This window comes from Mesorhizobium loti (assembly GCF_003148495.1).
In the GTDB taxonomy this organism is placed as follows: Bacteria; Pseudomonadota; Alphaproteobacteria; order Rhizobiales; family Rhizobiaceae; genus Mesorhizobium; species Mesorhizobium loti.
In genome coordinates this window covers 143,920-168,283 of the sequence record NZ_QGGH01000008.1, presented here as the reverse complement: position 1 = coordinate 168,283, position 24,364 = coordinate 143,920, and the positions used below count along the sequence as shown (strand labels likewise).

Here is a 24,364-nt window from a genome sequence, read left to right as displayed (position 1 = left end):
ACTGTAAAAGTTTGATCGCACAGCACTTCTGACAGTGCTACTGCAAGGGACGCGGCGCCGCAGGCGCGCCAACAGCCAAATCGGTCGAAATGAAAAAGGCGGGAAATTTCCCGCCTTTCGTTTGTTGCCCTATCGGCTGATCAATGCAGACGGCCGCTGGCGTGGGCCAGCATGGTGTAGACCTTGCCGGTATCCGAGGTCAGGTAGGTCTGCGCCATGATGTTGTCGCGGTCATTGCGCGAGACATCCTTGAGCAGCTTCTCGAAATCGTCGCAGTAGCGGTCGACGGCGGCGCGGAAATCGGCCTCCGCCTGATACTTGCGACGGATCTCGTCGAACGTCTGCTGGCCCTTCAGCGTGTAGAGCCGCCTTGTGAACACGTCACGCTCGCCGCGCCGGTAGCGGTTCCACAACTCAATCGAAGCATCGTGGTCGATGGCTCGTGCGATATCGACGGAGAGCGAGTTCAGCGATTCCACGACATGCAGGGGCGAGCGCTGGGCAGGAGCCGCGCGCGGTGCTTCCGCAGGTGCCGACGGTGTTACCGACCTCAGGTCCTCGTCATTCGACGCCGCAGTGAGCAGATCGCGCACCCAGCCGCCCTGAGGCGTGCGGGCGTTGGTGTCTGGACGCTGGCGCGGTGCCGTCTCGGCCGGACGCTCAAGATCGAGCGTGCCGCGCAATGCAGGGCCGCCCAAGGGCGCCTGAGGCGTGCGCAGCTCCGGCTGCGGAGCCGGTGCGCGACGCGGCGGCTCGGCGGCGCGTGGGGCCGGCGCTTGCGGCGCGGGACGCAGATTGCGTGGCTCGGACCCATCGCCGCCGCGGCCGGACTTCGCAACGATGTCAGAAAGCTCCTTCAGGGCGTTGATCTGCTCGGAAACGGCGCGGCGGATGGCCGAGGTCGATTCCTTTGCCTCTTCCGGCATCTCGATGACGCCCTTCTTGAGCTCGGCGCGGGTCAGGTCGAGCTCGCTCTTGATCGAGCCCGCGGTGCGTCGCATCTCCTCGGTCGCATCGGCGAAGCGCTTGGTGGCCGAATCTACGACGTCGGTGATGGCGATGCGGATCTTGTCGGCCGACTCCATCGTCTTGCCTTCGGCGTTCTGCAGCGTCTGGCCGACGAGATTTTCGAACGAACGCATGACCCTTTCGAGATCTTCCGACTTCTTGACCAGGCCGACGGCGAGGTCTTCGAGCGACGACTGCCTTTCGAGCGTGTGCTCGAGGTTGCTCTGGGCAGAGCTCAACAGGTCCGAAGCGCTGGACAGCAGGCGGCTGTGCTCGTCGAACTTGGTGGCGATCGACGCGACCTCGCGCAAGGTGGACGACGACAGTTCCGTCAGCCTTGTGGTGTTCGAATCGACCAGACGTGCCGAGCTGGCAAAGGTCTGCGCAGCCTTCTCGGTGGTGGCGGCGAAGCTTTGCGTGCTGCCGCTCAGGCGCTCATCGACCTGGCCGAGATTGACCGCGGCCTGCTCGATCAGCTGACCGAGCTGCGAGCTGGACTTGGTCATGCGGCCGATGAGATCAGCGACGCTGTCGGACAGCGACGAGCGAGCGCCTTCGACCGCCGACAAGGTTTCGGCGGTGCGGCTGGCGAGAGCGTCGACAAGTGCGGCATTCTCGCTGCGCAGCTTCTCGGTGGCGCGTTCGGTGACCTCTTCCATGCTCTTTTGCAGTTCCGAACCGCCCTGGGCGAAGCGCTCGACCAAAGGCCGTGCGGTTTCGTCGAGGATCTTCGACATTTCGGCCGAACGTGCCGCGAGCATGGTGTTGAGTTCACGGGTGTTGGCGCCGATCGTCTTGGCGGCATCGTTGGTGCTCTGGCCGATATGCTGGCCAACCGCGGTGAAGGTCTCCGCGATGACATTGGCGCGCGAGACGAGTTGCGCCTCGGCATTCGACACCTGCTCGTTGAGCTTCTGGCCCATCGTCTCGGCCGTGAAGGCGAGGCGGTTCTCGACGCCTGAGATCTGCTCTTCGACACGGGCGGCGGCGGCTGCCGCGCTCGATGCGAGCCGCTCGTCGGCGCCGGCAAGCGCCTGCTCGATTTCGCGGGCATGCACGGCCATTTCCTGGCCGGTCCGCCTAGCACGTTCGGCGACCCTTTGCTCGGTATCGGCGAAGGCGCCGACGATGGTCTCGGCATGCTCGCCGATCGTGGTGGTGCTGTTGGCGATGCGCGACATCAGACGCTGATCCGCGTCGTCGAAGATGCGGCCGATTTCCGAGGCACGGCTCGACAGCGCTTCCGAACCTTCGGCGATGCGCGAGACCAAATGCTGGTCGGCGGCATCGAAGATGCGACCGAGGTCCGATGCACGCGCGGCAAGCGCTTCGGCCGATTCGCCGATGCGCATGCCGAGCCGCTGGTCGGCGCCTTCGAAGTTGCGCAGGATGTCGCCGGCGCGCGCGGCCAGCGACTGGGCCGTCTCGATGGCGCGGGCGACTAGCTTCTGGTCGGCGGCATCGAACGTGCCGGCAATCTCGCTTGCACGAGCTGCCAGATGGTCGGCGGTGTCCTGAGCCCGGGCGGTCAGCTGATCGGCGGTTTCCTGGGCGCGGGCGGCGAGCTTCTGGTCCGCCGCTTCGAAGGTGCCGGCGATCTGACTTGCGCGAGCAGCCAGCTGATCAGCGGTTTCATGGGCACGGGCCAGCAGCGAGCTGGACGTGTCGTCTGCGCGGGCAAGCAAGGCGTTCGACGTATCTTCCGCACGGGCGTGCAGTCGACGATCGGCGTCCTCGAAGGTGCGGGCGATGTCCTCGGCCCGCGCCAGCAAGGCGGCAGAGGTCTGCTCGGCGCGCTCGGCGATCTTGCGGTCGGCGTCACTGAACGCCGCACCGGCCTGCTCATGTAGCGTGCTGGTGACTTCCAGCACCTTTTCGCGCAGGGCGCCGGCGACAAACACGGCGCTCTTCTCGAGCACGGCGCGGACGTTGTCGACACCTGTCGAAAGCGCACGCTCCATGGTGCCGGCGCGTTCCTCGATGATGCCGGTCTGACGGCTGAAGGCCTGCTCGATCTTTTCGACATCCCCGGCGATTGCCGCGGAGATATCGGTGCTCCTGGCGGCGATCTGATCGATATGGCCCGACAGCGAGCGGTCGACGTCCCTGCGGGACTCGGCGAGCTTGCCGAGATCGTCTTCCAGCGCGCGGGTCAGCATATTGCGACCTTCGGACAGCTTGCCGACATGTCCGGCAATGACGTCGTCTATATCGCTGCGGCTTTCGGTCAGCTTCTGCAGGTCAGCTTCGAGGGCGCGTTTGAGAATGTCGCGGCCCTCGGCTAGTTTCTCCACCTGACCGGCGACCAAACCGTCGATGCTGGAGCGGCTTTCGGCCAACTTGGCCAGATCGGCTTCCAGCGCGCGCTTGAGAACGTCGCGGCCTTCGGCGAGTTTCTCGACCTGGCCGGCGACCAGGCCGTCGATGCTGGAGCGGCTTTCGGCCAGCTTGGCGAGATCGTCCTCGAGCGCCTTCGACAGGGTCGAACGTTCCTGGACAAGCCTTTCCGCGTGGCTGTTGACAAGGCCGCCGACGTTTTCGAGGTCGGCCTCAAGTGACCTCGACAGGGTCGAACGATCCTGTGCGAGCCGTTCGGAATGGCTGTTGATCAGACCGTTGACGTTTTCGAGGTCGGCCTCGAGCGCTTTCGACAGCGTTGAACGATCCTGGACGAGCCGTTCGGAATGGCTGTTGACCAAGCCGTTGACGCTTTCGAGATCAGCCTCGAGCGCCCGGGCGAACTGTGCCCGGTCATCGACCAGTTTCTGCGACTGGTCGGCAATGGTGCCCTTGATCGCGTTGAGGTCGGCTTCCAGAGCGCGCCGCAGGATATCTCGGCCCTCGGACAGCTTCTCGACCTGACCGGCGACCAGCCCGTCGATGCTGGAGCGGCTGTCGGCGAGCTTGGCGAGGTCATCCTCAAGGGCCTTGGACAGGGCGGAGCGATCCTGAACCAGCTTGTTCATGTGATCGGCGATGACGCTGTTCACGTTCTGCAGGTCGGTTTCCAAGACCCGCGAAAGCTGCCCGCGATCCTCGGCCAGCTTGTCCGACTGGCTTGATATAACGCCCTTGATCGTGTTCAGGTCGGATTCCAGCGCGCGCTTGAGAATGTCGCGGCCCTCGGCCAGTTTCTCGACCTGACCGGCGACCAGACCGTCGATGCTGGAACGGCTTTCGGCGAGCTTGGCAAGGTCGGCTTCAAGGGTCTGCGACAGCAGGCTGCGGTCCTCGGCCAGCCGTCCCGAATGGCCTTCGATCAGGCCGCGTATGCCGGACAGATCGTTGTCGAGCGAATGGGAAAGCTGCGTGCGGTCCTCCGCCAGTTTGGCGGAATGGGTTTCGATGAGGCTCTTGATGCCGATGATATCGTTTTCCAACGCCTTGGCGAGCACGGCGCGGCCCTCGGCGATCTTCTCGACCTGACCGGCGACCAGACCGTCGATGCCGGCGCGGCTGTCGGACAGTTTGCCGAGATCGGCTTCCAGGGCGCGCGACAGAATGTTGCGGCCCTCGGCGAGCTTTCCGACATGCCCGGCGACCATTTCATCAATGATCGTACGAGCTTGCACCAGTTTCCCGGAGTCTTCGTTCAGGGCCGTGGAGAGCCTGTTGCGGCCTTCTTCCAGCCTTTCGAGATGGCTGCCGAGCGATGCATCGATGGCAGCCCGCGATTCATTGACCTTGCGCAGGTCTTCTTCGAGGGCGCGCGAGATCAGGCTGCGGCCTTCGGCCAGCTTCTGCACCTGGTTGGTCACCGCCGCATCGATGCCGGCGCGGCCCTCGGCGAACTTCGCCAGATCGGCCTGCATGGCCTCAGCCATGCGCTCGCGGCTTTCGGACAGTTTTCTGCTGTGGTTCTCGACAGCTTCCTCGATGCCGACGCGGGCGTCGGCGAGCCGCTGGATGTCGCTGTCGAACGAACGCGATACGACGTGACGGGCGGCTTCCATGCGTCCGGCGAAGTCGCTGGCGCGGGCTTCGAGCATGGAGGAGGTCGAGGTGACGATGTCGGCCATGTCGGCGCCGATCTGGGTCTTGCCCTGATCGATCATCGCCGACAGCGTGTCCTTGCTCTCGGCAAAGGTGTGGGCGATTTCGCGGGCGCGCTCGACCAGCGTCTCGTTGATCTGGCGGGCGCGGGCCTCGAGTGCCGCATTGAGCTTCTGCGTTCCGGTGTCCAGCGCCTCGGCGCGGGTCTGGAATTCGCTGATCAGCGCCTGGCCGCGTTCGGCGAGCGTCCGCTCGATGCCGTTGAGGCTGGCCTCGAATTCGGAATTGAGGGTGCGCGCCGCGCCGCCAAGCAGGGACACCATGCCGGTGGTGCGATCGTCGAGCAGATCGGTCAACGACCGTGTCAGGCCGTCCGTGGTGTCCGTCAGCTTGGCAATGCGGGTGTCGAGAAGGCTGGCGAAAGCCTCACCCGAGGTTGACAGCCGGTCGGTGATCGAATCGAGCCGGCCTTCCACCGAATCGAAGATCGACATCGAGCTTTCGTTGATGCGGTCGATGAGCGTGTCGCCGGAATTGGTGATCGTCATCGACAATTTGGTCGACGCATTGAGGATCGAGTCGCGGATGATGTCGGAGGCGGCCCCGATCTCATCCTTCAGTGTCTCGTGCGCACCGGTGATCGAAGCGCGGACGCGCTCGGCATGAGTGACGACGGCTTCGCGCTCGCTGCCAAGCCCATCGACCAGCGAACGGATGCGGGATTCATTCTCGGAATAGGAGCGTTCGATCTGGTTGACTTCGCTGTGGACCAGAGTTTCCAACTCGACGGCACGGGCAAGCGTGCGTTCGATGCCTTCGCCCATGGCTGCAACCTCGCGACGAACGGCTTGGCCGATCATCATGACGCGATCCTGGGCAAGGTTTTCCGGCTCGGTCAGGCGGAAAGCCACTTCGGTCATCGACTGGGCGGCGATGCGCATTTCCTGGGCCCGGCGAATCATTGCCGCGAAGGCCCAGAACAGGATGACGGGCACGATCGCCGCGACCGCCAGGCCGATCAGCTCCGGACGGGCAAGGAACTGGTCGAGCGTGCGGATTCTCCAGATGCTCGGTCCGAAAAGGAGGTTGGCCAAGCCACCGGCGCCGGCGAACCAGGCGAGCGAAACGAAGGCAACGACCCAGTAAATGGTGTTCGAGGCACGCCTGTTGAGGCTGTGCAGGAGCGTCTTGTAGTCCTTCTGGCGATCGTCATTGGCCGGCGCGAAACCCGCGGGCTGGGCGCCATTGCGTGTTTCCACGGGGCGCAACTCGGCAGGCTTGGCCTTTGGCGCGGGTTTTGCGGCCTGGTTCTGGACTTGGCTCTGATTGACCACGGACTCTGGTTTCTGATTGCGTCCCTCGCGCGCCAGCTCGTCGGCGGCCTGGGATATCTGCGCTTCCAGATCCTCCATCGATGCCGCGATGTCGAGGTCGCCGCTGCCGACATCATTGCTGAGGTCGAGATCGAGCGCCTTTTCCAGTTCCCTGGCCACTTCGCTGTCGAGAGTTCTCGTCGTCGTTGGTTTCTTTGCCATGCCTTCGCTACCCTGTACTAGCTGCCGCGGGCTTATAATTCTGTTTGTCGTACCACGCGCAGGAGGCTGAAAATGGACCCCTCGTATCGTAATGACACAGGGGGGTAAAGAAAACATGCATTCCGCGAGATACGTAAAACTTTAAATATAAGGTTAACGCAACCGTGATTTGGGCGCCGTTTTGGCAACATTTTTCCGGGCCATTCATTAACCCGTTGTCCATTGGATTCGCCTAGGTTTTTGGGCGATCGAAGAAACGGAGTTCGAGTTCATGCGTGGCGAAAGCGGCATTGCCTTCTCAATGCCCGGGGGCGACGTATCCGGACCAAGGCGGTCACGGCCGGTCGATTTGGCACACCTTGCCCGCCAGACGATGGGCGACCGCAGCCTCGAGCAAGAGGTGCTGGCGCTGTTTGTACAACAGGCGCTGTCGGTGCGCGACAAAATACTCGATGCCGACATCAAGGACCGGCTTCTGCTGGCGCATGGGCTGAAGGGTTCGGCACGGGGTGTCGGTGCCTTTGCCATCGCCGATTGCGCCACCGAGATCGAGCACCAGCCGGAAGACAACCAGACGCTCAGACGGCTCGGCACGCTGATCGACGAAGTGCGCGATTTCATCGCCGCCATCAATCGCTGATCCCACGCCAAACCCGGTTTGCGGAAAAACGTCACGGAGCGACGCTTTCGCGCGGCAGTTGACTTGCTCGCCGGAGTGATTATCTCGGCTGAGACTCCCTTCAGGTGACAAATGACCAAGCTGACTTTCATCGCCCATGACGGCACACATTTCGACATGGACGCCGAGAACGGCTCGACGGTCATGGAGAACGCGATCCGCAACGCCGTTCCCGGGATCGAGGCGGAATGCGGCGGCGCCTGCGCCTGCGCCACCTGTCACGTCTATGTCGACGAAGCATGGACGGCTGAAGTCGGCGAGCCGGAAGCGATGGAAGAGGACATGCTGGACTTCGCCTACGACGTCCAGCCGAACTCACGGCTGTCGTGCCAGATCAAGGTGCGCGACGCGCTCGACGGTCTGGTCGTGCGGGTGCCCGCCCGCCAGGGCTGAGACACCGGTTTTTTGCCGGCTGCTGCTTGGCAGCGGCGGATTGCTCATGCAGTGTCTCGACAACACACAGCGAGGCGCATCGCATGACCGACATCACCAAGACAGACGTGCTTATTGTCGGGGCAGGGCCTGTCGGCCTCTTCGCCGTGTTCGAACTCGGCCTGTTCGACATGAAGTGCCACCTGATCGACATTCTCGACCGGCCAGGCGGCCAATGCGCGGAACTCTATCCGGAAAAGCCGATCTACGACATTCCAGGCTGGCCTTCGATCTCGGCGCAGGGGTTGGTCGACAAACTGCTCGAGCAGATCGCGCCGTTCAAACCCGATTTCACCTACAACCGCATGGTTTCCAGCCTGGAAAAGCTGGAGGACGGCAGTTTTCGCGTCACCACCGACGAGAATGAGGTGTTCGAGGCCAAGGTGGTGGTGATTGCCGCCGGCGGCGGCTCCTTCCAGCCCAAGCGTCCGCCGATCCCGGGCATCGAGCCCTATGAAGGCAAGAGTGTCTTCTATTCGGTGCGCAGGATGGAGGATTTTCGCGGCCACGACCTTGTCATTGTCGGCGGCGGCGACTCGGCGCTCGACTGGACGCTCAACCTGCAGCCGGTGGCAAGGAGCGTGACGCTGGTGCACCGGCGGCCCGAATTCCGCGCGGCGCCCGACAGCGTCAACAAGATGTATGCCATGCAGGAGATGAAGCAGCTGCATTTCCAAGTCGGGCAAGTGACCGGATTGACCGGCGCCGACGGCCAGCTGTCATCGGCCACCATCAAGGGGCCGGACGGCGATGTCGAGGTGCCTTGCACGCGCATGCTGCCGTTCTTCGGCCTGACCATGAAGCTCGGCCCGATCGCAGAATGGGGCCTCAATCTTCACGAGAACCTCATTCCGGTCGATACCGAGAAGTTCCAGACATCGGTGCCAGGCATTTTCGCGGTCGGCGACATCAACTGGTATCCGGGCAAGCTGAAGCTGATCCTATCGGGCTTCCACGAGGTGGCGCTGATGGCGCAGGCCGCCAAGCGCGTCATCAGCCCCGGCGAGCGTATCGTCTTCCAGTATACGACCTCCTCGACCAGCCTGCAGAAGAAGCTCGGCGTGGTGGAAGCTTCCTGAAACGCGTCGCTTTGAATCAAATGCAGCCGACGCGCTTCACGTCTTTTGTCAGTCAGCCAGCACCGGAGCCTCGGGATGGCCGCGCAGCGGCTTTTCCGGCATCAGCACCAGCGCGACGAGCGCCATGACCAGCATCGCTGCCGCGGTGAAGAAGATCATCACGAATGCCAGGGCCTCGACGGCGGTGCTGGCCGCCTGGGTGCCTTCTCCAGCAAGCGGCAGGCCGTAGCCGAGCGCGACCGCACCAAGGATGGCGACGCCAAGCGCGCTGCCCAAAGAGCGAAGGAAGGTCAGTACGCCGGTGGCGACACCGAGATGGGCCTGGTCGACGGCATTCTGAACCGACACGGTGGCGACCGGAAATGTCGTGCCGCTGCCCAAGCCGATGCAGGTCGTCAGGATCTCGACGATCAGCAGCGAAGCATGCCCCGCCACCAGGCTGAGTATGCCGAGGCACAGGATGGCGAAGGTCACCCCTACCATCGCGATCCGCTTGTAGTGAACGACCCGGGCAATCGTGCGGCCGCTGAATGTCGCGCCCGCAACGGTGCCGAGCATGAGCCCAAGCATGGCGGTTCCCGATTCACTGGCCGAAAGCCCGAGGATGGACTGCAAGTAGACCGGCAGGTAGACCGCGAGCCCGATATTGGCGGCCTGCAGCAGGAACAACGACAACGTGCCGGCAAGGACGATGGGGTTGCCAAGCACTTCGAGCGAGATCAGCGGTTCGGCCGCGCGCAGCAGCCGCAACGCAAAGGCGCTCCAGATGACCGCCGAACAGGCGAGCAGCCCGAAGATCTCGCGTGACAGCCACGGATATTCGCTGCCACCCCAGTTCAACGCCAGCAACAGCAAGGCGGTGGCCGCGACAAGCAGCAGCGCGCCGAGCCCATCGATGCGATGGTGTTTTGCCGCGATCGGCAGCTTTCTCAATGGCTTGTTGATGATGGCCATGGCGACGAGACCAAGCGGGATGTTGATCCAGAAGATCAGTGACCAGTGCAGATGCTCGGCGAAGGTGCCGCCCAAAAGCGGGCCTGCGATGCTGGCGACCGCCCAGGTTCCCGCAATCCAGGCCGAGTAACGCGCGCGCTCGCGCGGCGGCACGAGGTCACCGATCACGGTCTGCGCCAGCGCAAACAGGCCGCCGCCACCGGCGCCCTGGATCGCACGGCCGACGATCAGGACCAGCATGTTAGGCGCCATGGCGCTGACCAGGGATCCGGCAAGGAAGATGAGGATTGCCGCGTAAATCGTTGGCCGGCGCCCATAAACGTCCGATATCTTGCCATAGAGCGGCGCCATCGCGGTGGCGGTCAATAGGTAACCGGTCACGATCCACGGCAGATATTCGGCATGGCCGAGCAGGCGCGCCATGGTCGGCATCGCCGGCGCGACGATGGTCTGGTCAAGAGCGGCCAGAAGCATCGACAGGAGTACGCCACCGATGATGGCGTTCTTTTCGCTTTCGCTGAGAGGCGCGTCGGCCTTCACCACCGTCTGACTATCGACAGCCTGGTCCATGTCCATTCATCCGTATGCTTGCGGCTGGCCGGCGCCATCCGGCCGTTCCAGCGTGTTGACCGCGTTAGCCGCATTGATCTTTCGAAGGTCGCCCTGGCGAACCCGACATATGTCGTCCCGTATAGGCCGATTTCGACCGGTGCTCGAAAATTTTTCGAAGCTGGCACTAAGCTTCAGCGCAATTGGCCTGCGCCGCCATTCAACGCCTCGGCAGGATTCAGGCCGGCGGCAGCTGGCCGTTCCCGATGCGCTCCATCCGGTAGCGCAGAAGCCTCAGGATGCGGCTTTCGAAATTGACGCTTTCGACACGGTCGAACTGGAGCTGGGCCCGGTCGTGGCTGGCCAGGACAGCCGCGGTGATTGCGGCGGCCTTGGCCTTGGCGGCATCGCAGTTCTTTTGCGGGTAGGTGGCTTTCAGGGCCTCTTCGAGTTCGCGGCCATGGTTCTTGGCGATCTCCACATGGCGCTCCTCGTGGCGCTTGATGTCGGCGGACAGCGTATCCCAGAACAGCCTGACATCGGCATCGGCCTTGCGCGGGCGGCGCCACTCGGGAAGGATCACCTTCACCTTGACGGTCACCACAGCGTCGGCGATCCGGCAGGAGCTCGATGTCTGCGCATAGCTGATGCGGGTGGTGAAGGCCATCTGGGTGGCGCCGGGGTGCCGCATGCCCGTGCTTTTCACCTCCGGCCCGCGTTTGGAAAGCTGTGCCTCGATGTCCTCGAGCGTGCTGCCGCCAATGGCGAAATAGCTGTACGTCTTGACGAGATTGGCCGCACCCGCCGGGAGCGGGGTCACGGCGAGCAGCAGCGCGCAAGCCAAGGATTGTTTCATGCCAAGCATGGATCGCTTCATCATGTTGCCTCTTCGACCACCTTGCTTTACGGCCGTTGCCGACGCAACGGAATTGATCCGCCAGGGATCACACATGGTTGATGAACTCCATGGTTGATGAGCAATGACGGCTAGGCGATGGCAGTTGGCGCATGGACGCCATCTCGACCTTGGCGGCAAGGCCGTGGTCGTCGGCATCCTCAATGTCACGCCCGACAGCTTTTCCGACGGCGGTTTGTTCGACGCCCCTGAAAAAGCGCTGGTCCAGGCACGGCGCATGATCGGGGAAGGGGCGCTGGTCGTCGATGTCGGCGGGGAATCGACCCGCCCAGGTGCTGCCGCGGTATCGGCCAGCCAGGAACAGGCCCGCATCCTGCCGGTGATCGAAGCGCTGGCGGGCGTGAGCGAGGTGCTGGTTTCGGTCGACACCTATCGTGCCGAGACGGCGCGGCTTGCGGTAGCTGCCGGTGCGCATATCGTCAATGATGTCTGGGGTTTGCAGCGCGAACCCGGCATTGCGCGTATCGCCGCCGATACCGGCGCCGGGCTTGTCATCATGCATACCGGGCGAGATCGCCAGAAGCTGCCGGACGTGATTGCCGATCAGCTGACGTTCCTGCGTAAATCGCTCGAAATCGCCCGCCAGAACGGCGTTGCCGATGATCATATCGTGCTCGATCCCGGGTTCGGCTTCGCCAAGGAGACGGCGGAGGAAAATCTCGACCTGATGGCTCGCTTTTCGGAGCTGCATACGCTCGGCTTGCCGCTGATGGCCGGTACGTCGCGAAAACGCTTCATCGGCACGGTCACAGGCCGCGATGCGGCTGACAGAGGTGTCGGAACAGCGGCGACCAGCGTCATCTTGCGGCTCAATGGCGCCGATCTGTTTCGCGTCCACGATGTCGCATTCAACGTGGACGCATTGGCGCTCGCAGATGCTATGCTGGCGCGTCAAACCGACCGGGCGAGAAACTGAGCGATGTATGTCATCCGCATGAAGAACTGCGCTTTCTTTGCCCGGCATGGCGTGCTGGACGAGGAGGAACGGCTCGGCCAGCGCTTCTATGTCGATGCCGCTCTCACCGTTGATCCCGGCCGGGCGCTTGTCGAGGATTCCATCGAGGACACCGTCAACTATGGCATTGCGTTCACGGTGATCGAAAAGATCATCACCGGGCAGCGCCGTTTCCTGATCGAGTCCCTAGCGCTCGAAGTGGCCCGTGCGCTGACGGCGCGTTTTCCGCAGATCAAGAAAGCCGAGATCACGGTGCGCAAGCCCAACGCCCCGGTGCCCGGCGTGCTCGATTACGTCGAGGTGACCGTTGTCTGGCCCGAATAGCACGGTCTATCTCAGCCTTGGCGGCAATCTTGGCGACCCGGCGAAATCAATGGGCGCGGCGCTGCGCATGCTGGATGCCGACGCGGACACGCGTGTCACCGGCGTGTCCTCGCTCTATCGCACGCCGCCCTGGGGCAAGCTCGATCAGCCGGACTTTCTCAATGCCGCCGCCGAAATTTCCACTGGGCTTGCACCGCGCGCCTTGCTCGACCTCTGCCTCGATGCCGAGCGCAAGCTGAAGCGGGTGCGCGAGGAGCGCTGGGGGCCGCGGCTGATCGATATCGACATTCTGGTGTTCGGCGACCGCGTCATCCACGAGACCGGCCTGGAGGTGCCGCATCCGCGCATGCTGGAGCGTGCCTTCGTGCTGGCGCCGCTGGCCGAGATCGCGCCCGGCCTGGTTGTCGGTGATCGCAGCATCACGGACCGGCTGGTCGCCGTCGACACGTCCGGCATCGAGCGCTTGTCGTCCGGCCGGGACTGGTGGCTGGCCTGACGTCTGGATGAGGCGGCAGCCGAACTTTCAGCCCGAGAATCCGCCTCCGTCCAGGAACGTTTGCTCCTGCGGCGTGGTTTCGCGGCCAAGCATTTTGTTTCGGTGCGGAAAACGACCGAAATTCTGAATGATATCACGATGTTCGACAGCATACTTCAGGTAGGGTTCGGCCCTGGTCTGGGTCAGATCGACCGATATGTGCTGGTCGGCAAGCAGTTCCGAATGCTCGTACGGCAGATAGAGGAAGACGCGGATTTCTTGCTCGAGCGCCAGATCATGGCCGGCCGCGATCGCCTTTGCGGCAAAATATCTGGCGAGCGGGTCGGTCGCGTACATGTGGCCGGTGCCGCGAAAGCAGTTCCGCGGAAACTGGTCGAGCAGGATCATCAGCGCCAGCGAGCCTTCGGCATGCTCCAGCCAGCCGTCGCATTCACGCCGCGCGGCGGCGTAGTGCAGATCGAGAAAGCGATTGCGGAAGTCGGCATCGAATGCCTCATTCTTCTCGAACCACGCGTCCTCGCCGGCATCGCGCCAGAATTTGGTGACCGACAGGGCTCTGCTGTCCAATTCCATGCCTGATTCCTTGCTCAATCGGCGGGTTCGGATTTGTGCAGCACCCCGGCGGTCTCTTCGTTGAGCGCCTGGCCGGGGCGGCGCGGCGTGGAGAGCGGTGTGGGAATCGGCGTGCCGATATTGCCTCTCAGGAAGCGCTGTCCGGCGCGAATGCCTTCGGCGAGCTGGGTTTCGAAGCGGTTGGTGTCGCGGCGTCTGACGTCTTCGATCGTTTCAGCCACGTCTTCCGGATCGACACCCAGCGATTCCAGGGCCGAGCCGCCGAAAACAAGTGCGGATTCGAAGGTTTCACGCAGTTGGTAATCAACGCCGGCGCGAATGAGCTGCAGCGCGGTACCACGATCGAAAGCGCGTGCCAGCACGGTGAGCAAGGGAAACTCAGCCTTGACGAGCTCCGCGATGCGAACGGCCACGTCAGCCTTGTCGACGCAGATCAGCACGGCGCGCGCCCGGCCGGCGCCGGCCGCATGCAGGATATCGAGCCGTGTGCCGTCGCCATAATAGACCTTGAAGCCGAAATCCGCCGCCGCCTGGATCATTTCGACATCATTGTCGATGATCGAGACGTCGATGCCGCGCAGCAGCAGCGGCTGGCTGGCGATCTGGCCGAAACGGCCGAAACCGATGATCAGCACGCTTCCGGTCAGTCCGTCGGCGACGTCGACCCCGTCGAGCGATTGCTCGTCGCGCGGCGTCAGATAGCGCAAAGCGATGATCGCCAGCGGCGTCAGCACCATGGAGATGATGACGATCGCCGTCAGCGTCGCGTTGGCGTTGCCGTCGATGATGCCGACCGCTGCGGCCGCGGAGTAAAGGACAAAGGCAAATTCGCCGCCTTGCGCCATGAAGACCGCGCGCTCCAAAGCTTCGCGATGGCCGGTTTTCAGGATACGGGCGACGATGTAGATGCCGAACGCCTTCATCACCATGTAGGCGACGACATAGATGGCGATCAGCCGCCAGTTCGCGGCGACCACATGCAGGTCGAGCGACATGCCGACGGCAAGGAAGAACAGGCCGAGCAGGATGCCGCGGAAAGGTTCGATGTCGGCTTCGAGCTGATGGCGGAAGGTCGATTCGGACAGCAGCACGCCAGCCAGGAATGCGCCCATCGCCATCGACAGGCCGCTGAGCTGCATGGCGAGCGCGGATCCGAGAACGACCAGAAGTGCTGCCGCCGTCATCACCTCGCGAGCACGGGCATCCGCCAGGATGCGGAAGAACGGATTGAGCAGATACCGGCCAGCCACCACCAGGCCGACGATCGCGGCGAGGCCGATGCCGACCTCGGTCAGCCGCTCCGACAGGCTGGTGTCGGCTCCGCCGGGCGCCAGGAACGCGATCAGGGCCAGCAACGGCACGATGGCCAAATCCTCGAGCAGCAGGACCGATACGATGCGCTGGCCTTTTGGTGCGGCGATTTCGCCGCGTTCCTCGAGAAGCTGCATGACGATCGCGGTCGAGGTGAGCACGAAGCCGGCGCCGGCGACGAAGGATTGCGCGATCGGAAACCCTCCCGCCATGCCAACACCGGTCAGCAGCAGCGCGCAGACCCCGACCTGCAGCGCGCCGAGGCCGAAGATCTCGCGGCGCAGGCCCCACAGCCGCGACGGCTGCATCTCCAATCCGATGATGAACAGGAACATCACCACGCCGAGTTCGGCGACATGAAGAATGGCTTCCGATTCGGAAAAGACGCCGAGGCCAAACGGGCCGATGACAACCCCGGCGGCCAGGTAGCCGAGGATCGAGCCGAGGCCCATGCGCTTGAAGATCGGAACGGCGACGACGCCGGCCGCAAGCAGCGCCACCACCTGAACCAGATCGCTGCTCGATGCCGCTACCGCCATGCCGCCATTCCGCTCGTTTGAGGACCGATTCCGATTTCGGGCTTATGTGACCAAGGGGCGAAGATAGGGGCTTCGGCGGGCATCGAACAGCCCGAATCCGGATCGCTGGCGATGTTGCAGGCGCGATACACAAGTTGACACCGGGAATACGTTGCATCTTGCCACAATCGAAGGCTAAGGACGCTCGGCTTCGGCCATTGGAGGGTGATCGACGATCAAGTCGCGCCCTTTTTGAGGAGATGACTGACATGAAGAAGTTTTTGTTTGTTGCCGTCGGCCTGGCGGTGCTTGCCGGTTCGGCTTGCTCGAAGGCGCCTGAGTGCACGGCGGAGATCGCGACCAAGAAAGCGCAGGACATGGCTGCCGCGCTGCAGGAGGCGATCACCAAGGACCCGTCCAAGGCGGCTGATCTGACCGCCAAGGTCCAGGCGGTGACAACCAAGTATCAGGGCGCCACGACGTTGGCCGATGCCTGCAAGGCGTATGACGAAGTGACGGCCGCGATCAAGGGCTAACGCCCTGATTCGAGATCAAGGGCTAAGCGCCTGATTCTACCGGTTCAAACGAGGCGGCGACCATTGGGTCGCCGCCTTTTTCTTTGGATTGTTCAGTTCGGCGCGATGGAGCCGACTTCGACGGCGTCGACGCGCTTCAGGCTCATGCCGATCACCGGCACCAACTGGTCGTCGACGCGCACTGCAATGGTCACCGTCATCGAATTGTCGTCGGGGATGCGGGCCTGCATGACGCCGCGCAACTGGTTGCGGTTTATGGTGAAGACCACCTTGTGGGGATCGACGACGTTGCCGCCGATGATGTCGAGGCCGGCACCGGTCGCGCCACCCATGAAGCTGCCCTTGTAGCCCTCGCGGCCCTTGCGCTCGATCTTGGCCGACATCGGCTGGGTGAACATGCCGACCCGGCAGCCGCCGTCGAGCGACATGCCGACCTTGCCGTCCGGCGTCGAGCCGGTGAAGCTGCAGTTGAACTTGGTGCCCTTGTACTTGCCGGCGACGATTTCGCCGGGACCGATCCATTTGCCCTCGGCCGACTGGAAGAATTGCTTGTCCGGTTCCGCCGCGGACGCCGCTCCGGCAATGCCGACGAGAGCTGTGATCACGGTTGCCAGGGGCAGGACGCTGGATAGTATTACGCTTTTCATCGACGACACCCGGCAACAAAGAGGCTGTTTGGAACCCGTCTGACCATGAACAAGATTGGTTAATGCTTCGTCACTACGGGGCCGCCGCAAGGCAGTCCGGTAACAATTCCGAAGGTCCAAACGCTCCAGCCCGGCTCACTTGCCGGACGGGGTTGTTTCACCATCTTTCCTGGTTGCAAACGATGTCAGCGCCGAGAGGAAATCGCCCAGTCCGGGACGCTTCGCGGCGCTGAAGGGCAGGGGGCGCGCCGTCTCCATCGCCGCGATGCCGATGCGCGCCGTCATCATGCCGTTGACGACGCCCTCGCCAAGCTTGGCTGAAAGGCGCGCCGCCAGGCCGTGGCCGACGATCTGCTGGACGAAACTGTCGCCGACCGCGATCGAGCCGGTGACCGCCAGATGCGCCAGCACGCTGCGCGCCAGGCGGAAGAAACCCAGCGTTCCCGGCCGTCCGCCATAGAGTTCCGACAAGCGGCGGATGAGCCGCCCGGCCTCGAACACGACATAGGCGACATCGACAAGTGCGCGCGGACTGACCGCCGTCACCAGTGAGACGCGTTTGGCAGCTTCGAGAATCATCACCTTTGCGCTGGCATCGAGTGGTCCAAGGATTTCGGCTTCGGCCAGGCGCACCAGATTGCCGCCGTCGATGATTTCGCCGCGCAGTTCGGCCAGCGCGCGCCGGCCGGCCGCGGTCTCGGGTTTGGCCGCGACAAAGGCCGACAATTCGTCGACGACCGATCGCGCCGCCTTGGGATCGTCACGCGCGATCGCATCGAGCGCCCGCCTCTGCAGCTTTTCGACTTCGGCGAGGCGGGCGATCGCCAGGAATTCGCGAATCAAGATCACCACAAGCGCCAGCACGGCGATGGCGGCCATGCCCGCGGCCAGCCAGCCCAGCCATTCGGCGCGCGCAAAGAGGTCGCGTATGAGCTGATCGGTCCACAGGCCGACAGCCAGCGAAACCAGCACGCCAAAGGCGCCGAAGAAGATGCTGCCGAGCAGCGAGCGTTTCCTGGGGGCGATGGTCGGTGGCGGCTCGGCGGCGAAGATCTCAGGTTCGTCGAAGACGTCGACTTCCGCCGGTATGACGGTCGCGACATCGGTCTTCATCGCGCGGGGTTTGCGCTGGGTGTCGGCCTGGGCACGGGTACCGGCCTGGGCGTGGCGCGTCTCCGGCGCTTCTTGTCTCGGTGGGGCTTCCGGCTCGATGCGGAATGCCGCCGGCTTGCGGGGCGCGGTCATGCCAGATGATCTCCGATCAGGAACTGCAAGGCACGGTCGAGCCTGATATGCGGCAGCGACAGCGTAACGCCTTCGGCCGTGCGTTCGAGCTTTGGGGGACGGAAGCGGACGAAGCGGATTGCCGGGTCCGCGGAGTCCTGCTTGTGATCGGCTCCCGAAATATCGAAAACCGCGTCAATGTTCTCCGGTAAGTCACCGGGAAATAGGGCTGTTTCTGTCTTTCCGTCAAAGGTTTCGCCGTTGATCTTCTCACCGGCGATCGGCGTCCCGATGATGACGGGAAGCGTGTCCCGGCCCTGCTTGACGGTGCCTTCGCGTGTCGCACGCACCGCCGCCATGGCGACCACATCGACATCGGCGCCGGTGAAGTTTGCCTGTGCCACGGCGCGGTCGGCAAGCCGCCGCACGATCGCCTGCAGACGGTCATGGCTTTCGTGGTGCAGATGGTCGGCCTTGGTCGCGGCAACAAGTATGCGGTCGATGCGCCGCGAGAACAGATCGGTGAGGAAGCTGCCCCGGCCGGGACGGAAACAGCTGAGGATCTCGGTCACCGCGCGCTCCAGGTCGGCCATGGCGCCGGGGCCGGCGTTCAGCGCCTGCATGGCGTCGATCAGCACAATCTGGCGATCGAGGCGGGTGATGTGTTCGCGGAAGAAGGGTTTGACGACATGCGTCTTGTAGGCCTCGTAGCGCCTGTCCATCATGGCGTGCAGCGACCCTGGGCGCGGACGCTTGTCGCCAATCCCAACCAGGGGCGCGAAGGTCAGTGCCGGCGAGCCTTCGAGATCGCCCGGCATCAGGAAGCGGCCGGGCGGCAAGGTCGAAAGCGCCCGCTCGTCGAGCTTGCACGCTTTCAGATAGGCGGCGAAGCTCTCCGCCAGGCGGCGCGCCGTCATCTCGTCGGCGTCGGCGTTCGGGTCGATCTCCGCCGACAGCGCCCGCCAGGCCTGCGACAGGTCCTCGCGCACCGGCAGAACGGCCATTTCGAAGGCTTCATGCGAAAAGTCGGCGAAGGATTTGCCGAGCAGCGGCAGATCGAGCAGCCATTCGCCGGGATAATCGACGATATCGACCGACAGTCTGCCTGAGGAAAACATACGACTCCAGCCGGAGGCCGATTCATATTCGATGGTCAGCCGCAGTTCCGAAATGGCGCGCGTCGAATCGGGCCAGGCACGGTCGTTGACCAGGGCGGCGATGTGATCCTCGTACTGGAAGCGCGGCACGGCGTCGTCCGGCTGCTGCTCGAGGAAGGCGCGGGCGATACGCCCCGATTTCTGCGCCTCGAACAGCGGCAGGCGCCCGCCATGGATCAAATTGTGGACAAGGGCTGATATGAACACCGTCTTGCCGGCGCGCGACAATCCGGTCACGCCGAGGCGCAGCGATGGGGAAAAAAGCCCGGTGGCGCGGCCGGATAGCGTGTCGAGGGCAATCCTCGCTTCGTCGGTGAAGGTGGTCAGCGATGATGCCAAAATATGCTCTCTCGGACTTCGGTCCGTCCGATATAGGCTCTCTATCAGGGCTTTGAAATGGCTTCAGAGATCGGTCGGCGTCAGGAACGCTTCGAGATAGCCGGTGCCCTGGGCGGCTTTTGCGAGGTCATCGTCGAAGCGGACGACCGCCAGGCCCGAGGTCGGGAACCCGTGGTTGAGCGTGGCCCGCGCCGTCTCGTCGCCGTCGCCCAAAACTGCCATAGCGAGATCTTCCGTCATCGGGTTGTGGCCGATGACCAGCAATGAACCCGCCCCGCCATTGTCCCTGATAAGGTGGAGGTAACCGGCCGCGTCCGCGCTGTAGAGCGTGTCGAAGAACAGGACCCGACCGGTGTCGGTCTGGCCGGCCAGGCCTTCCAGCGTCTCCTTGGCGCGTTTGGCATTGGAGCACAGCGTCAGGTCCGGAACATAGCAGCGGGAGCGCATGGCGGCGCCCATCCTTTCGGCATCGGCGCGGCCGGATGCATCGAGCGGGCGATCGAAATCGCGTACGCCGGGCAGCGCCCAGCCAGCCTTGGCATGTCGCAACAGATAAAGCCTGCTCACCCAACCTCCGAATGCCGAAGCCTTCCAGGATTAGCCACGAGAACGGCGTCGCGCACAATGGCCCGTGTTCTTCGAACACAGCGAATCACCATGCTGCGGCGCCGCAAAAGGCGCCTGTGCATCGGCCCGAAGATCACGGTCGATCTTCGGAAAGCATGTTTCGTCGGATCGAAAGTGTCGCAGCGTAGTTTGGTACCAAAGCGACCGTATGCTGCTGCAAAGGCGCGCGCCGGTGCACATTAACAATTGCGTGAGACAGCGGCCGATTGCGCTTGTGCAGGCGTCGGGCGACGAATATATAGGCGCGAAATTTGGGGCAGTTTGGGTGAGTCGAATGAACGACATCGTTACCGCCGATTACGTACCCTCCGAAGACGAGCCGTTCATGAACGAGCGGCAGAAATCCTACTTCCGCTCAAAGCTCGTCACCTGGAAGAATGACATACTGCGCGAAGCGCGCGAAACACTGGAAATCCTGCAGCAAGAAAACGCCAACCACCCCGATCTGGCTGATCGCGCCTCTTCGGAAACCGATCGCGCCATCGAACTCAGGGCCCGCGATCGTCAGCGAAAGCTCATTGCAAAGATCGATTCCGCTCTGCAGCGCATCGACGAAGGCACCTACGGCTATTGCGAGGAAACCGGCGAGCCCATCGCGCTGAAGCGGCTCGATGCGCGTCCGATCGCGACGTTGTCGATCGAGGCGCAGGAGCGGCATGAGCGCCGCGAAAAAGTCTACCGCGACGACTAAAGACCAGGGCCGGCGGCGCACGACCAGCCGTCATGAGCGACGTTGATTTTGAAATGGCCGGTTTTCCGGCCATTTCTATTGGCGCGGCATCCACCGTTCAGGCGCACGAAATCCACAAGCCCTTGACGTATGGGCCTTCCGAGGTGGTTCGGCAGCCAAACCGGTTACGATTTTCGCGTGGAGTAGCGACTCAGCAGCCGCTCATCTCTTCTGGCTGGAGAGCTCGCCGAGAAGTTTGGTCATTTCATCGTCGAGCGACTGCGGCGCCTTCGCCACCGGTTTGCCCACCGGGCCGCCCGAACGGGGCTGGTCGAGCGACACTTCGAGTTCCCTCATCAGCGTGTCGTCGATGCTGTCCTGCACAGGTGGAGGCGGTGGCGCGTGCCGGACGACATTGGCATTGGCCGAGCCATAGGCGGGCAGCGGCGTGATATTGGTCGGCTGGTAGCTTTGCACCGCCGGCTTTGGCGCGGGTGCAGGTGCCGGCGCTATTTGGCGCGGGCGGGCGGGTGGCGCGGTGTTCACCGGCTGCGATGCGGGTGCCTGTCTTGCAGGCGGCGGAGCGGGTTGCGGCGGACGCGGCCTTGCTGCTGCCGGGGCCGCAGTGGCCGGGACCGGCTGCAAGCCGCCGTCTCCGGTCAATGCCGGACGGCGTAGTGCCGAAAGACGGATATCGCGCTCGACGACGACGTCGGTCGGGCCGCCGATCAAAAGCAGGTGCTCGATGTCATCGCGGCGCACCAGCACCAGCCGGCGATGGCTGTCGACGGCGGTGGCATCCATGACGGCCAGCCGCGTCTTGCGGTTGCGGCCGCCGGCAACAAAGGTTCCGAACGTCAGATTGCGCACCAGCTTGATGATGACGAGAACGATGACCAGCAGGACAAGTGCTGCAAACGTCCACAACAGTGCTGCGGCATAACCAGGGCCCGCCACGCTATCCAGCCATTGCATTGGTTACCCCTGATTGCCCTTGGAAGTGATGCGACACTAGACCGTTGCGGCGGGCCACCGCAAGTTGCCTTTCACGCTGGTGAACAGCTAGAAAACTCCGAAGGCCGCAAGACCATCATTTTTATCTGACATTTGCCGCCCAGGCCTTTTCCGGACTAGGAGAATGTGATTCAACCCGGTACGGGCGGGTGTCGGAACACCGGAATTCACGAGCAGGGGGCATATGGCCAAGGAAGCGCGCGGCGATTTCTATCCGGTACCGATCGTCGACCAGAATACGCGACCGGGCGCGGTCACCCGGCTTATCATTTTCATCGTCGTTCTGACGGGGGCGGCGATCGTTTTCGGTCTGTTCCGCGAGCGCCTCGGGGATCCTTTTCTACTCGGCATGCTCGGCGTGCTGGCGATGATCGGCGTTGGCTTCCTGTTTGCCACAGCGATCGGCTTCGTGCAGGTCACGCCACGTTCGACGGGCGACGAACTGTCGAAATCCTTCGTCGATTCGATGTCGCAGGGGCTTCTCGTCACCGACACCAAAGGCCGTGTCGTTTACGCCAACCGCGCCTATGCCGACATGACCGGAGCGTCGTCGGCGGCCGACCTGAAGACGGTCGAGGGGTTGCTCTCGGATGTCCCTGAAGCCTCGGTGACGATCTATCGCCTGGCGTCGGGCCTGCGCGACGCCCAGCCGGGCGACGGTGAATTTCGGCTCGCGCAATCCATTCGGCCCGGCGCCGAGCCAGGCGCCCGCTGGTACAGGGCGCGGGCGCGCACCTTCAGCGTTCCGGGCCAGCGGCTGCCGATGCTGGCCTGGCAACTAGCCGACATCTCGCAGGAGCGGGCCGAGCAGGAGCGTTTCTTCCTCGATTTGCAGAAGGCGATCGATCACCTCGACCACGCGCCGGCCGGCTTCTTTTCGGCCGACCAGGAGGGCCGCGTCACCTACATCAACGCCACGCTTGCCGAATGGCTGGGCATCGACCTCACCAGCTTCACGCCCGGTGCCGTCTCCCTGGCAGAGATCGTGGCCGGCGACGGCATGGCGCTGGTCCGCTCGGTCAAGGCTGACCCCGGCACGACACGCAACGCGGTGATCGATCTCGACTTGACGACGATGACGGGCGAGGCGCTGCCGGTGCGGTTCATGCATCGTGTTTCGGCCAGCCGCGAAGGCCTCAATGGGCCGACGCGCACGATCGTGCTCAACCGCACGCAAGGCGAGGACTCCTCGGCCGATTTGCGGGCCTCGGAAGTGCGCTTCACCCGCTTCTTCAACTCGACACCGATGGCGATAGCCGGCGTCGACCACAACGGGCGCATCTTGCGCACCAATGCGCCGTTCCTGTCGCTGTTTTCATCCGTCGTCGATCGCGATGCCGTCGATCGCCGTGTGCGGCTCGACACGGTGATCCATGAACGCGACCGGCCGGCCTTTGCGGCTGCCTTTGAAAAAGCGCAGCAGCGGCAGGCCGACATCGAGCCGATAGACACGCTTCTGCCCGGCAACGACGAGCGGCACATCCGTTTCTACGTCAACGCGGTCGCCGACGGCACCGGCGGCGAGGGCGCCGAGGAGTCGGCCATCGTCTACGCTGTCGAGACGACGGAGCAGAAGGCGCTCGAAGGGCAGATGGCGCAAAGCCAGAAGATGCAGGCGGTCGGCCAGCTTGCCGGCGGCATCGCGCACGATTTCAACAATGTGCTGACCGCCATCATCATGGCGTCCGACCTTTTGTTGACCAACCACCGTCCGTCGGACCCGTCCTTCCCCGACATCATGAACATCAAGCAGAATGCCAACCGGGCGGCTTCGCTGGTGCGGCAACTGCTCGCCTTCTCGCGCAAGCAGACTTTGCGGCCGGAAGTGCTCAACCTGACCGACGTGCTCGCCGATCTGAGGATGCTTCTGGCCCGCCTGGTCGGCAATGACATCAAGCTCAAGGTCGACCATGGCCGCGACCTGTGGCCAGTCAAGGTCGATATCGGGCAGTTCGAGCAGGTGGTGGTCAACCTTGCGGTCAACGCGCGCGACGCAATGCCGGCGGGTGGCGATCTCACCGTGCGCACCCGCAACGTGACCGCCGAGGAGTGCAAGGCCTTTTCCTATCGCGAACTCGCCCCGGCGGACTATGTCGTGGTCGAAGTCGAGGACACCGGCAGCGGTATCGCGCCCGACGTGCTGAAGAAGATTTTCGAACCCTTCTTCACCACCAAGGAGGTCGGCAAGGGCACCGGCCTTGGCCTGTCGATGGTCTACGGCATCATCAAGCAGACCGGCGGCTTCATCTTCTGCGATTCCGAAGTCGGCAAAGGCTCGACTTTCCGCATTTTCCTGCCGCGTCATATTGCGGAAGCGAAAAAAGCAGGCGAGCCCGGCGATGTGCCGGCGGCCCCGGCAAAGATCGCCGATGCGGCCAAGGATCTGTCGGGCTCGGCCACGGTGCTGCTCGTCGAAGACGAGGATGCCGTGCGCATGGGCGGTATGCGGGCGCTGACCTCGCGCGGCTACACCGTGCACGAGGCGTCGTCAGGCGTGGAGGCGCTGGAAGTGTTCGAGGCGCTGGGCGGCAAGGTCGACATCGTCGTTTCCGACGTGGTGATGCCGGAAATGGACGGACCGACGCTGCTTGGTGAGTTGCGCAAGCGCCAGCCGGACATCAAGTTCGTCTTCGTGTCCGGCTATGCCGAGGACGCATTCGCCAGAAACCTGCCGGCCGACGCGCATTTCGGCTTCCTGCCAAAGCCGTTCTCGCTCAAGCAACTGGCGACGATCGTCAAGGATGTGCTGGAGTCCTAGAACCTCCTTCAGTTCTTTCCTTGCGCTGCGCCGCTACAACGCCATGATTGCGGGTGAAACGGCAGGCGGG

The 24,364-nt window shown here is 63.6% G+C and carries 19 protein-coding genes; 9 read left to right on the top strand and 10 right to left on the bottom strand.

Going from position 1 to position 24,364, the window contains the following annotated elements:
- Positions 1 to 140: 140 nt before the first annotated feature.
- Entirely contained in the window at positions 141 to 6,536 is a 6,396-nt protein-coding gene (locus C8D77_RS25660) for a kinesin (RefSeq protein ID WP_109669279.1), read from the bottom strand.
- A 271-nt stretch (positions 6,537 to 6,807) separates the two neighbouring features.
- On the opposite strand from C8D77_RS25660, the gene C8D77_RS25655 reads away from it, so the two are divergent.
- The 3 genes from C8D77_RS25655 (at position 6,808) to C8D77_RS25645 (ending at position 8,726) form a co-directional block, all read left to right on the top strand.
- Positions 6,808 to 7,176 (top strand): Hpt domain-containing protein, encoded by a 369-nt coding sequence (locus tag C8D77_RS25655; RefSeq protein WP_109669276.1) that lies wholly within the window; start codon positions 6,808 to 6,810, stop codon positions 7,174 to 7,176.
- A gap of 111 nt (positions 7,177 to 7,287) precedes the next feature.
- The gene (locus tag C8D77_RS25650; protein WP_013531878.1) at positions 7,288 to 7,608 is read left to right on the top strand and encodes a 2Fe-2S iron-sulfur cluster-binding protein; all 321 of its coding nucleotides are present in this window, start codon (positions 7,288 to 7,290) and stop codon (positions 7,606 to 7,608) included.
- Positions 7,609 to 7,691: 83 nt separating this feature from the next.
- Positions 7,692 to 8,726: an NAD(P)/FAD-dependent oxidoreductase gene (locus C8D77_RS25645; protein WP_109669274.1), complete on the top strand. Its 1,035-nt coding sequence runs from the start codon at positions 7,692 to 7,694 to the stop codon at positions 8,724 to 8,726.
- 48 nt (positions 8,727 to 8,774) lie between these two features.
- Here C8D77_RS25645 and C8D77_RS25640 read toward each other — a convergent pair whose 3' ends face one another.
- Both C8D77_RS25640 and C8D77_RS25635 read right to left on the bottom strand, forming a co-directional pair.
- Positions 8,775 to 10,250: an MDR family MFS transporter gene (locus tag C8D77_RS25640; protein WP_109669381.1), complete on the bottom strand. Its 1,476-nt coding sequence runs from the start codon at positions 10,248 to 10,250 to the stop codon at positions 8,775 to 8,777.
- A gap of 217 nt (positions 10,251 to 10,467) precedes the next feature.
- Complete coding sequence (locus C8D77_RS25635; protein ID WP_164548866.1) at positions 10,468 to 11,085, bottom strand: DUF922 domain-containing Zn-dependent protease; 618 nt, start codon at positions 11,083 to 11,085, stop codon at positions 10,468 to 10,470.
- 124 nt (positions 11,086 to 11,209) lie between these two features.
- Between C8D77_RS25635 and folP the strand changes: the two genes are divergently transcribed.
- The 3 genes from folP to folK are packed head-to-tail and all read left to right on the top strand — an operon-like array spanning position 11,210 to position 12,920.
- Complete coding sequence (gene folP, locus C8D77_RS25630) at positions 11,210 to 12,061, top strand: dihydropteroate synthase (protein WP_109669268.1); 852 nt, start codon at positions 11,210 to 11,212, stop codon at positions 12,059 to 12,061.
- A 3-nt stretch (positions 12,062 to 12,064) separates the two neighbouring features.
- Positions 12,065 to 12,424, top strand: coding sequence for a dihydroneopterin aldolase (folB, locus tag C8D77_RS25625; RefSeq protein ID WP_056582260.1), 360 nt, complete (start codon positions 12,065 to 12,067; stop codon positions 12,422 to 12,424).
- Positions 12,408 to 12,920, top strand: a complete 513-nt coding sequence (folK, locus tag C8D77_RS25620) for a 2-amino-4-hydroxy-6-hydroxymethyldihydropteridine diphosphokinase (protein ID WP_109669265.1) — start codon at positions 12,408 to 12,410, stop codon at positions 12,918 to 12,920. The genes folB and folK overlap by 17 nt, the downstream gene beginning before the upstream one ends.
- Positions 12,921 to 12,947: 27 nt before the next feature.
- On the opposite strand, the gene C8D77_RS25615 is transcribed toward folK, so the two are convergent.
- Together C8D77_RS25615 and C8D77_RS25610 are read right to left on the bottom strand one after the other, a co-directional pair.
- The gene (locus C8D77_RS25615; RefSeq protein WP_109669263.1) at positions 12,948 to 13,493 is read right to left on the bottom strand and encodes a DUF924 family protein; all 546 of its coding nucleotides are present in this window, start codon (positions 13,491 to 13,493) and stop codon (positions 12,948 to 12,950) included.
- 14 nt (positions 13,494 to 13,507) lie between these two features.
- Positions 13,508 to 15,343: a monovalent cation:proton antiporter-2 (CPA2) family protein gene (locus C8D77_RS25610; protein WP_109669260.1), complete on the bottom strand. Its 1,836-nt coding sequence runs from the start codon at positions 15,341 to 15,343 to the stop codon at positions 13,508 to 13,510.
- 248 nt (positions 15,344 to 15,591) lie between these two features.
- On the opposite strand from C8D77_RS25610, the gene C8D77_RS25605 reads away from it, so the two are divergent.
- Positions 15,592 to 15,858 (top strand): hypothetical protein, encoded by a 267-nt coding sequence (locus C8D77_RS25605; protein WP_056582264.1) that lies wholly within the window; start codon positions 15,592 to 15,594, stop codon positions 15,856 to 15,858.
- 92 nt (positions 15,859 to 15,950) lie between these two features.
- Here the strand turns inward: C8D77_RS25605 and C8D77_RS25600 are convergent, their stop codons facing one another.
- From C8D77_RS25600 to C8D77_RS25585, 4 genes are all read right to left on the bottom strand, one after another.
- Positions 15,951 to 16,505, bottom strand: a complete 555-nt coding sequence (locus C8D77_RS25600) for a hypothetical protein (protein WP_109669258.1) — start codon at positions 16,503 to 16,505, stop codon at positions 15,951 to 15,953.
- Between the two features lie 135 nt (positions 16,506 to 16,640).
- Positions 16,641 to 17,750, bottom strand: a complete 1,110-nt coding sequence (locus tag C8D77_RS25595; RefSeq protein WP_109669255.1) for a YcjF family protein — start codon at positions 17,748 to 17,750, stop codon at positions 16,641 to 16,643.
- Complete coding sequence (locus tag C8D77_RS25590; protein ID WP_109669253.1) at positions 17,747 to 19,225, bottom strand: YcjX family GTP-binding protein; 1,479 nt, start codon at positions 19,223 to 19,225, stop codon at positions 17,747 to 17,749. The genes C8D77_RS25595 and C8D77_RS25590 overlap by 4 nt, the downstream gene beginning before the upstream one ends.
- 63 nt (positions 19,226 to 19,288) lie before the next feature.
- Positions 19,289 to 19,792: a SixA phosphatase family protein gene (locus C8D77_RS25585; protein ID WP_109669251.1), complete on the bottom strand. Its 504-nt coding sequence runs from the start codon at positions 19,790 to 19,792 to the stop codon at positions 19,289 to 19,291.
- Positions 19,793 to 20,126: 334 nt separating this feature from the next.
- Between C8D77_RS25585 and dksA the strand changes: the two genes are divergently transcribed.
- Entirely contained in the window at positions 20,127 to 20,543 is a 417-nt protein-coding gene (dksA, locus tag C8D77_RS25580) for an RNA polymerase-binding protein DksA (RefSeq protein WP_013531862.1), read from the top strand.
- Positions 20,544 to 20,744: 201 nt separating this feature from the next.
- Here the strand turns inward: dksA and C8D77_RS25575 are convergent, their stop codons facing one another.
- The gene (locus tag C8D77_RS25575) at positions 20,745 to 21,497 is read right to left on the bottom strand and encodes a flagellar biosynthetic protein FliO (RefSeq protein WP_109669248.1); all 753 of its coding nucleotides are present in this window, start codon (positions 21,495 to 21,497) and stop codon (positions 20,745 to 20,747) included.
- 223 nt (positions 21,498 to 21,720) lie between these two features.
- On the opposite strand from C8D77_RS25575, the gene cckA reads away from it, so the two are divergent.
- Positions 21,721 to 24,294, top strand: a complete 2,574-nt coding sequence (gene cckA, locus C8D77_RS25570; RefSeq protein WP_109669246.1) for a cell cycle histidine kinase CckA — start codon at positions 21,721 to 21,723, stop codon at positions 24,292 to 24,294.
- Positions 24,295 to 24,364 lie beyond the last annotated feature (70 nt).